General features: G+C 36.9%; 9 protein-coding genes and 1 tRNA gene. All 10 read right to left on the reverse strand.

Annotated elements, in window-relative coordinates; all coding sequences use genetic code 11:
• Positions 1-36: 36 nt before the first annotated feature.
• Positions 37-111, reverse strand: a tRNA-Gly gene (locus KBI38_06925).
• Positions 112-265: 154 nt separating this feature from the next.
• Positions 266-841, reverse strand: coding sequence for an orotate phosphoribosyltransferase (pyrE, locus tag KBI38_06930; protein MBP8629790.1), 576 nt, complete (start codon positions 839-841; stop codon positions 266-268).
• A complete protein-coding gene (gene pyrF, locus KBI38_06935) occupies positions 841-1,554 on the reverse strand; it encodes an orotidine-5'-phosphate decarboxylase (GenBank protein ID MBP8629791.1) in 714 nt (237 codons plus the stop codon). The genes pyrE and pyrF overlap by 1 nt, the downstream gene beginning before the upstream one ends.
• 11 nt (positions 1,555-1,565) lie before the next feature.
• On the reverse strand, positions 1,566-2,471 hold the full coding sequence (locus KBI38_06940; GenBank protein MBP8629792.1) for a dihydroorotate dehydrogenase: 906 nt from the start codon (positions 2,469-2,471) through the stop codon (positions 1,566-1,568).
• Positions 2,471-3,235: a dihydroorotate dehydrogenase electron transfer subunit gene (locus KBI38_06945; GenBank protein MBP8629793.1), complete on the reverse strand. Its 765-nt coding sequence runs from the start codon at positions 3,233-3,235 to the stop codon at positions 2,471-2,473. The genes KBI38_06940 and KBI38_06945 overlap by 1 nt, the downstream gene beginning before the upstream one ends.
• The gene (gene carB, locus KBI38_06950; GenBank protein MBP8629794.1) at positions 3,228-6,449 is read right to left on the reverse strand and encodes a carbamoyl-phosphate synthase large subunit; all 3,222 of its coding nucleotides are present in this window, start codon (positions 6,447-6,449) and stop codon (positions 3,228-3,230) included. The genes KBI38_06945 and carB overlap by 8 nt, the downstream gene beginning before the upstream one ends.
• Before the next feature lie 3 nt (positions 6,450-6,452).
• The gene (gene carA / locus KBI38_06955; GenBank protein ID MBP8629795.1) at positions 6,453-7,517 is read right to left on the reverse strand and encodes a glutamine-hydrolyzing carbamoyl-phosphate synthase small subunit; all 1,065 of its coding nucleotides are present in this window, start codon (positions 7,515-7,517) and stop codon (positions 6,453-6,455) included.
• Positions 7,518-7,542: 25 nt separating this feature from the next.
• A complete protein-coding gene (locus KBI38_06960) occupies positions 7,543-8,829 on the reverse strand; it encodes a dihydroorotase (protein MBP8629796.1) in 1,287 nt (428 codons plus the stop codon).
• The gene (locus KBI38_06965; protein MBP8629797.1) at positions 8,813-9,772 is read right to left on the reverse strand and encodes an aspartate carbamoyltransferase catalytic subunit; all 960 of its coding nucleotides are present in this window, start codon (positions 9,770-9,772) and stop codon (positions 8,813-8,815) included. Before KBI38_06965 ends, KBI38_06960 begins: the two co-directional genes overlap by 17 nt.
• Before the next feature lie 291 nt (positions 9,773-10,063).
• The coding region (locus KBI38_06970; GenBank protein MBP8629798.1) for a sensor domain-containing diguanylate cyclase at positions 10,064-10,940 on the reverse strand (877 nt) is incomplete at its 5' end.

Here is a 10,940-nt window from a genome sequence, read left to right on the forward strand (position 1 = left end):
GGAGACCGCTACTCTACCAATTGAGCTATACCCCTATGGAGCGGAAAACGAGATTCGAACTCGCGACCCTCGCCTTGGCAAGGCGATGCTCTACCACTGAGCTATTTCCGCATTTCTTACGATAGTAGTTATTTTAGCATATTTATGTATTTATGACAAGATTTTTTCTGGTTAAAATTGTTTTAATTCCTTTTAAATTCTATATCATTAATACTTTTATCTTTTAAAAACAAAAGTGTTCCCTTCTTACAGGAAACACTAGTTTTTATAACTTACGACTACCACGTTTAGTCATATTAATATTTTCTTTACATAGCGGACAATTGCTAGGGTCATAGGTAGTTACATCTAAGTTTAACAAAGCTTTATAAGGAACTTCACCAAAGCTAGCTTTTCCGCCACTACGATCAACTAACATCCCAATACCAACCGGAATTCCGCCTTGCTCAACCACTACATCTAAAACTTCCTTAATTGATCCACCGGTTGTTACAATGTCTTCAACGATTAGTACTCTTTCACCCGGTTTAATCACAAAACCACGGCGCAAGGTCATTTTGCCATTTTCACGTTCTGTAAAAATAGCTCTTGTCCCTAATCTTTTGCCAACTTCATGTGCTAATAAAATTCCTCCAGTAATTGGTCCAACTACAACTTCAATATTATCTTCAAGGAATTTCTCAGCCAGTGCAATACATAATTGTTCTGTATATTTAGGATGTTGCAAAACTTGAAATTTCTCAACATATAATGGGCTATGTAAACCTGATGTTAATAAAAAGTGTCCTTCCATTATTGCACCAGTTTTAATAAATAGTTCTTTAACTTCATCTTGAGTCATTATACTTCCTCCATTTCAGCTAAGATAGCTTCAGCCGCTTCTTTAGGATTATTAGCTTTAGTTATCGGTCGACCAACTACCAAATGAGTTGCTCCATCCAATAAAGCCATTTTGGGTGTAGCAATACGACTTTGATCATTAACCTCAGCATTATAAGGTCTAACGCCCGGAGTTACAATCAAAAAATCTTCTCCACAAACTGCTTTAATCATTTTTGCTTCTTGCGGTGATGCAACCACACCATCCATACCAGCCTCTTGCGCTAATTTTGCTAACGCCACCACTTGTTCTTTTATTTCATTTTTTGAATTTAACGCCGCCCAATTAACTTCATCAATACTCGTCAATACTGTAACAGCAATTAACTTCGGCTTTTCAATACCTAAGTTTTCAGCCGCCAGTTTAACGGCTTGAGCTGCAGTTTGCATCATACTAAAACTTCCACTAGCATGGACATTAAGAATTTTAGCACCCAATTTCGTCAATGCTACTAACCCTTGAGCCGTGGTATTCGGAATGTCATGTAATTTTAAGTCTAAAAAGACATCTTTTCCATTCTCACTCAAATAATCTAAAACTTCTTTTCCTACACTATAAAATAATTCCATTCCAACTTTATAAAAATTTACACTGTCCCCTAGTTCTTCTACTAAATCTTTAACTTGATTCAGATTAGAATAATCCAGTGCAACTATCAATCTTTTATCTGCCATAGTTATTCTCCTCAATCAATTTTAAGTTGTCCTATTACTTGGCTAATATGAGTTAATTTTTCTTGTTTTAAATAATGTTCCATCCCCTGAGCTACAGTCACCGCAACGCTTGGATTAATAAAATTAGCCGTTCCAACCGCTATAGCACTAGCACCTGCCAACATAAATTCTAAAGCATCCTCAGTATTCATAATGCCACCCATGCCAATAATTGGCACTTTTACAGCATTAGCAACCTGCCATACCATTCTTAGTGCAATTGGTTTTACAGCAGGTCCCGATAAGCCACCAACAATATTACCCAAAATCGGTTTTCGGGTTTTTAAATCAATTGCCATCCCCAACAAAGTATTTATTAGAGAAATAGCATCGGCTCCAGCTGCTTCAATAGCTTTAGCCATATCAACAATATCGGTAACATTAGGCGATAGCTTAGCAATCACCGGTAAATTTGTATTTTTCTTCACTTCACGTACTACCGCTGTTGCACTCTCTTTATTAGTTCCAAAGGCAATACCACCATCTTTAACATTAGGACAAGAAATATTAAGTTCTAGACCGCTTACTCCATCCACCGTTAATTTATTGGCAAGTACGCCATATTCTTCAACTGTACTACCTGACATATTAACAATAACAGGCACATCATATTTTTTTAGTTTAGGTAGAATTTTATTAATAAAAGCATCACAACCCGGATTTTCTAAACCAATTGAATTTAGCATCCCACTTGGCGTTTCAGCAATTCTCACTCCACCATTGCCACTGCGTGGCTGTAGCGTTGTTCCTTTTACGACTACCGCACCAACTTGATTTAAATCTAAAAAGTCATTAAATTCCAGCCCAAATCCAAAGGTCCCTGATGCAGTCATTACAGGGTTTTTCATTTTTATACCGGCAATTTCAGTACTTAACATTAAAAAACCTCCTCTGCATAGAATACCGGGCCATCACTACATACTTTTTTACGGCTCCCATCCTTACTCTGACAAGTGCAAGATAGACAGGCACCAATACCACATGCCATATGTTTTTCTAGCGAAACTTGACATGGTATATTATATTCTTTTGCAATAGCGCTAACTTTTTCCATCATAATATGCGGTCCACAAACATAAATACCATCATATTTACCTGTTTTTAATAAATCAGGCAAAAGATCAACAGTAAACCCTTTTGTTCCTAGTGAACCATCATCTGTTGTTATATGAATTTCTTCAACAATGTCTTGAAATAATTCATGCCAACACATTTCAGTCTTAGTTCTACCACCCATTAAGATATCAATATTACATGGCAACAGCCGCTGAGCTAAAAAGATCAGCGGCGCCATTCCAATTCCTCCACCAACAAGTAGTGGTTTTTGAAAATCTAAAGCAAAGCCATTGCCTAACGGTCCTAAACAGTTGACTACATCACCTTGCTTCAATGTAGCTAATTTCTTAGTACCGTTGCCGGCTATACGATAAATTAAGGTTAATAGACCATTATTAAGATCAACACTAGCAATACTAATAGGGCGACGTAAAAGCGGCTCATTGCCATCTGTTATTTTTAAGTGAATAAACTGACCCGGCTTTGCTTGCTCCACAATTTCGGGAGCAAACAAAACCAATTCTTTTACATTATCAGAGATATGATTATGCTCTACTATTTTTGTATCAATTGCTAGTTTAGGCAAGAGTATCCCCTCCACCAATATAATCTTGTAATGCTAATACATAGATTAATCTACGTTCACGCATAAAACTTAGAACGCGCAAGACTTCCCAAGCAGTATCCATTGAAGTTAAACAAGGGATTGCATGTTCTACCGTAGCACGACGAATTTTAAAACCATCACGCTCATAATCTTTCCCTTGAGTTAACGTATTTATTACCATATTTATCTTGCCAGTTTTAATCATTTGGATAATATCAGCTTTATGTTCATGTACTTTGCTAACAATTCCAACTTCCAACCCAAGACTCTCAATGGTTTTGGCGGTGCCAGCAGTTGCCACTAAATCATAACCTAAATCAGAAAAAGCCTTCGCTAATTGTTGTACTTCTTCTTTATCTTTATCGGCAACAGTAAATAAGACCGTACCTTTAGTCGGAATATTCATTCCCGCTGCAGTAATCGCTTTATATAACGCTCTGGCATAATGATAATCGATCCCCATTACTTCACCAGTTGATTTCATTTCAGGTCCTAACGAAATATCAACTTGTTGCATTTTAGCAAAAGAGAATACCGGAGCTTTTACGGCAATATGAGGTTTAGCCGGCATTAAGCCAGGTTTGTAACCTAGTGATTCTAAAGTTTCACCCATAGCAATTCTCGTTGCTACATTTACCATTTGAACATCAGTTACTTTGCTTAAGAATGGTATTGTTCTACTGGATCGAGGATTTACCTCGATAACAAAAACCTTATCTTCAAACACTACATATTGAATGTTTAATAAGCCTTTTACATTTAAACCCACTGCTAAACGCTTTGTATAATCAATTATCGTATAGATAACTTTTGCTGAAAGAGTTTGTGGTGGATACACCGCAATACTATCACCGGAGTGAACACCGGCTCTTTCAATATGTTCCATGATCCCCGGAATTAAAACTTCAGTACCATCAGAAATAGCATCAACTTCTACTTCCGTCCCTTGCATATAGCGGTCAACCAATACCGGATGCTCCGGAGTAACTTTTACCGCCCGTCCCATATAGTCAATTAATTCTGTTTCTGAATATACTATTTCCATTGCTCTACCACCAAGTACATATGATGGTCTAACTACTACCGGATAACCAATTTTATTAGCAGCAGTTACTGCATCTTCAACATTAGTTACACTTGTTCCTTGCGGACGAGGAATTGAAATTTCTTCTAATAATTCATCAAACCGTTCTCTATCTTCCGCTCTATCAATATCATCAACAGAAGTTCCAAAAACTTTAATACCGGCTTTTTCTAAACTATTTGCAAGATTAATGGCTGTTTGTCCTCCAAACTGCACAATTACCCCTTCCGGTTTTTCTTTATCAATAATATTTAAAACATCTTCCGGCGTCAATGGCTCAAAGTACAATCTGTCAGCAGTATCAAAATCTGTACTAACTGTTTCCGGATTATTATTAACGATAATAGACTCTATGCCCATTTGTCTCAACGCCCATACGGAGTGAACAGAGCAATAATCAAACTCTACCCCTTGTCCAATTCTAATTGGCCCGGAGCCTAAAACCATAACTTTACGTTTATTTGATACTTCAACCTCATCTTCTTGAGCATAAGTTGAATAATAATAAGGCGTAGCAGCTTCAAACTCAGCCGCACACGTATCAACAATTTTATAGGATGGAGTTATCTTCATACCTTTACGCAATACTCTGATTTCATCAATGTTAGTATTGGTAAGCTCTGCGATGCTTTTATCGGCAAACCCATGTTTTTTAACATCAAGCATTAAAGCATCATCTAATTTTTCAGTTTTTAATTTATTTTCTAGTGATACGATATTATTTATTTTATCTAAGAACCAATTATCAATACCAGTAATATCATGAATTTCATTTGCAGAAATATTACGTCTTAACGCTTCTGCAACCACAAATAATCTTTCATCATTAGCCAGTGACAATCTCTCTTGAATTTCTGCATCAGTTAAATCTTCCATACCTTCAATATGCAAACGGTGCAATCCGATTTCTAAAGATCTAACGGCTTTTAATAACGCCCCTTCAAAATTACGGTCAATAGACATAACTTCACCAGTGGCCTTCATTTGTGTCCCTAAAATTCTATCTGCCGAGATAAATTTATCAAATGGCCATCTTGGAAATTTTACAACAATGTAATCTAGCGCCGGTTCAAAACAAGCCATTGTTTTTTGTGTTACCGCATTTTCGATTTCGTCTAAGTGATAACCAATTGCAATTTTACTAGCAACTTTAGCAATCGGATAACCTGTAGCTTTTGAGGCTAACGCACTCGAACGGCTAACACGAGGATTTACTTCAATTACATAATATTTTTTACTATGTGGATCTAAGGCATATTGAGCATTACAACCGCCTTCAATTCCTAAAGCTCTAATAATTTTCAGTGAAGCACTTCTCATCATTTGATATTCATGATCACTAAGAGTTTGTGAAGGTGCTACTACGATACTATCACCAGTATGAATACCAACTGGATCAAAGTTTTCCATATTACAAACAGTAATACAGTTGTCATTAGCATCACGCATTACTTCATACTCGATTTCTTTCCAGCCAGCAACACTTCGCTCAATAAGAACTTGACCAATCATACTGTATTTCAAGCCTCTAGTTACAATCGCAATTAAATCTTCTTCATTGTCAGCAATACCACCACCGGTACCACCTAAAGTGTAAGCTGGGCGAACAATAATCGGATAGCCTATTTCATTAGCAAAGCGTCTGGCACTTTCAACATCTTCAACAATATCACTTTCCGGAATCGGTTCACCAATTTCCAGCATAGTTTTTTTGAATAATTCTCTATCTTCTGCTTTTTTAATCGCTTCTAATGAAGTTCCTAAAAGCTCGACATTATACTTTTCTAAAATTCCGCGTTCTGCAAGTTTAAATGCTAAGTTTAAACCAGCTTGACCACCAAGCGTTGCTAGCAAACCATCCGGTTTTTCTTTACTGATAACTTCTTCCAAAAATTCCGGAGTTAATGGTTCGATATAAACTCTATCCGCAATATTAGCATCAGTCATGATAGTAGCAGGATTACTGTTAACTAAAACGACCTCTAACCCTTCTTCTTTTAACGCACGGCAAGCTTGAGTGCCGGCATAGTCAAACTCAGCAGCTTGACCTATAATAATCGGACCTGATCCGATAACAAGTACTTTACGCAGGTATTCTTTTTTTGGCACAGTCTATTCCCCCTTATTTAATAACGCCCAAAATTCATCGAACAAATATGTGTTGTCATCCGGTCCTGGTGATGCTTCCGGATGATATTGAACTGAGAATATCGGTAACTCTTTATGTCTAATCCCTTCCACTGTGCCATCGTTTACAGCACGATGTGAAACAATAACCGGTTTTCCTTCTAATGATTTCTCATCAACAGCATAACCATGATTTTGAGAAGAAATATGAACTCGACCAGTAATTAAATTTTTAACCGGTTGATTTGATCCTCTATGACCAAATTTAAGCTTATATGTATCAGCGCCCATCGCCAAAGCTAATAATTGATGACCTAAACAGATACCAAACATCGGTTTTTTGCCAATTAATTTTTTCACCGTTTCTACAACATCTAAGACTTCTTTAGGATCTCCAGGACCATTTGATAAGAAAATACCATCCGGCTTAAGGGCCATAACTTCTTCTGCTGTTGTATGGGCCGGTACAACCGTCAGGCTACAACCAATTTCATATAGCCCTTTTAAAATATTACTTTTTATTCCAAAGTCCATAACCACTACATGCGGGCCATCATTTTCCATTTTATAAGTTTCTGGCGTCGTTACTTGCTTTACAACATCACTCGCCATTGGTTCAGCCATTAATTCTTTAATTTCATCTTCAGTAACATCAGCTTTAACAATAATACCTTTCATTGTCCCAACTGAACGAATCTTTCTGGTAATTGCTCTAGTATCAACACCATAAATACATGGAATCTTATTTTCAATAAGGTATGTACTCAAATCACCTGTCTTTTGCCAATTACTTGGCGCTGTGCATAACTCCCCAATAACAAAGCCTTTAACAAACGGTTGACGTGATTGATTAAAAAGTTCCGCCACACCATAATTACCGATTAAAGGGTACGTTAATGTTACAATTTGGCCACAATATGAGGGATCTGTGAGGATTTCTTGATATCCTGTCATCCCTGTATTAAAAACAACCTCACCGGTTGCACAAGCTTCGTGTAATAATTCACCATTAAAGACACTACCGTCTTCTAAGATTAATTTACCTTTCACTATAACACCTCCATTTATTTTGCTACTATACTATAATACCATTTTCCATTACTATTTTGCCATTAACAATTGTTGCAACAGCTTTGCCTTTTAATTCCACACCATCATAAGGCGTAAATTTACCACGCGAATAAAACTTATTACTATCTACTTTCCAAGTTTTTTCCGGGTCGATAACCGTTAAGTCGGCAATTTTGCCAATTTCAATATTACCGGCATCCAATTTTAATATTTTTGCCGGTGCTACCGACATTTTTTCAATTATTTCATCTATCGTCATAATTCCAGTATGGTAAAGATTAGTTAAAATAACCCCTAATGATGTCTCCATTCCGGTAAAACCATTTGGCGCAAATTTAAATTCTCTATCTTTTTCCTCAAAGGCATGTGGTGAATGATCGGTTACGATTGCATCAATTGTGCCATCTTTTAAGCCTTCAATCATTGCCTGTACATGGTCTTGAGAACGTAGTGGTGGGCACACTTTGGCCGCTACATTAAAGTTTTTAATCTCTTCATCAGTTAACGTTAAATGATGTGGCGTAACTTCCGCCGTAACTTTCACTCCGCGCTTTTTAGCTTGGCGGACTAACTCCACAGCCCCTTTGCTACTGATATGAGCAATATGAATTCTAGCATTAGTATATTCAGCTAACAAGATATCTCTTGAAACTGCAATATCTTCTGCTACAGCCGGGCGACCTTTCATCCCAAGCATTGCTGAAACAGCACCTTCATGCATAACCCCATCTTCGGTCAAAGTATTATCTTCAGCATGAGAAATTATCGGTAAATCATAGCGAGCAATATAATCAAGACCATTCATTAATAGTTTTGCACTATCAACATAATGTCCGTCATCAGTTATTGCCACTGCTCCAGCTTCTAGCATATCACCAATTTCAGCTAGTTCTTTACCTTCCTGCCCTTTACTTAGCGCCCCCACAACTTTGACTTTTACTACACCATCTTGTTGTGCTCTTTGGGCAATCCCCTGTACTAATACAGAGTTATCAATGACTGGACTAGTATTAGGCATACAAGCAACAGTTGTAATCCCTCCAGCCGCTGCCGCTCTTGTCCCTGAACCAATATCCTCTTTAGCTTCTTGCCCAGGTTCACGTAAGTGAACATGCATATCAATCAAACCCGGAGCAATAATTAAGCCAGTGGCATCAAAAATTTCAGCATCGTCAGATTGTAGGTCAGCCCCGATTTTTACTATTTTTTCATCTTCAATTAAGATGTCAACCATATCATTAAAGTTAGTAGCCGGATTAACAACTCTTCCTGATTTAAGCAGTAATTTCAATGTTCTTACCTCCCATAAGCACTAAAGCTAGTAAGGCCATTCTAACAGCTAAGCCATTTTGCACTTGCTCTTGAATAGCTGATTTTTCGCAATAAGCTACCTCCGGTGAAATTTCCAGTCCTCTGTTCATCGGCCCTGGATGTAAAATTAACACATCTTTTTTCGCTAATTTTAATCTATCTTTATTTATTCCAAAAATACGGGCATATTCTCGTGGTGAAGGGAATAAACCTTTCTTTTGACGCTCTAATTGAATTCTTAAAACATTTACAACATCAGCATTTTCTAGTGCATCTTCAACATTGTCGTGCACAAAAATACCATCTTGACTTTCAATAAAGCGCGGAATTAGAGATTGTGGTCCGGCAAGATGAACTTCTGCTCCCATTTTGCGCAGCCCCCAAATATCAGATCGTGCAACACGACTATGAAGAATGTCGCCAACAATTGCCACCTTAAGTCCTTCTAAAGTGTTTTTATATTGATTAATCGTAAACATATCAAGTAGTCCTTGTGATGGATGTTCATGTGCTCCATCACCGGCATTTATGATAATTGGACTTACAACCTCACTGGCATATTGAGCAGCGCCTTCTGCTGAATGTCGCATTACAACGACATCAACCCCCATCGCTTCGACTGTCATTAAGGTATCTCTTAAACTTTCGCCTTTTACTACACTACTAGAACTCGTTGTTATATTAACAACATCGGCTCCTAAATATTTTCCGGCAAGTTCAAAAGAGGTGCGAGTACGAGTACTCGGTTCAAAAAATAAATTTATAATTGATTTTCCTCGTAATGTTGGAACTTTTTTAATATCACGATTGATAATATTTTTCATTTCTTTAGCTGTGTTTAAAACTAACTCAATTTCAGCTGGTGACATATTTTCTAAACCCAGAATGCTTTTACCGCGAAGCGAAGCTATTTGCTTACTCATTAAAAACCCCTCCTATAAAATAAACTCCCTGCCATCGCAAGGAGTTAGATAGGTTTAATAACTCAAAACTTCTCCTTGCCGACCTCTCCGGATCAGATTAAAGGACTTTATAAACTTTTATAATACTTATATAAAAGGCTTTCTCAAATAAATAGAGAAAGCCCTAACCAATAAAACAACTTTCCTTACCAGCCTCTCTGGACTGTATTTAAAGGTGTATTAAATTTATTTAATATTATCATAGTAAATCCAGCATTGTCAAGGACTATGAAGTTATATCACGATAATTTATTAATAAATAACATCATCAATCAATATTTTATTACGCCCTGTATTTTTCGCCCCATACATCCTATTGTCAGCCCGTTCGATAATTTTTTCAATTAAAAATTCATCTTTCAAAAATTCAGTAACATCAGCAACACCACCACTAAAAGTACAATTAATCCCATATTCATTAAACTCAAACAATTTCGAGCGAACTTGCTCTAAAATTCTCTCAACAAGCTGCGCCGTGGTATTTTTACAAGAGTCAATTGCCACCACGATAAACTCTTCACCGCCAATTCGACCGAAAATATCAGTAGTGCGCATATTGTCACTAACAATTTTAGAAAACTCCTTAATAACAAAATCCCCCGCTTGATGGCCAAAATTGTCATTAACAAATTTAAATTTATCAATATCTAAAATTGCTACCGAAAAAATCAATCCCGCTCTTTTGTAGATTTCGCTCAATTCCTCAAGCCTTTCAAAAACATAACGACTGTTATAAATATTGGTCAATGGATCTCTAACCGAAAGTTCCTTTACCTTTTCTTCAGCAATTTTTATAGCATTAATATCAACATGCGATCTAAACATTTTTAGCGGTTTATCATCTTTATCCCATTCAATAACACTACCACTATCTAAAACCCAAACCCACTCTCTATTTTTGTGTTTAAGCCTAAGTTCACATTTATAAAAATCAAGTTCACCCGTAAAATGCTTTTTTAAATTTAATTCTGCTTTAGCTAAATCCTCAGGATGAGTTAACTTAATCCAAGTGTCAATGTTAATTGGTGCTAACTCCTCCAAGGTATAACCAGCCATATAAGCCCACGCCTCATTAAATTTAGTTTCTCCTGTCTCGATATTCCACTCCCACGTCCCAACACCTGTTCCT

The sequence above is a fragment of the Negativicutes bacterium genome, assembly GCA_018052945.1.
GTDB lineage: Bacteria > Bacillota > Negativicutes > JAGPMH01 > JAGPMH01 > JAGPMH01.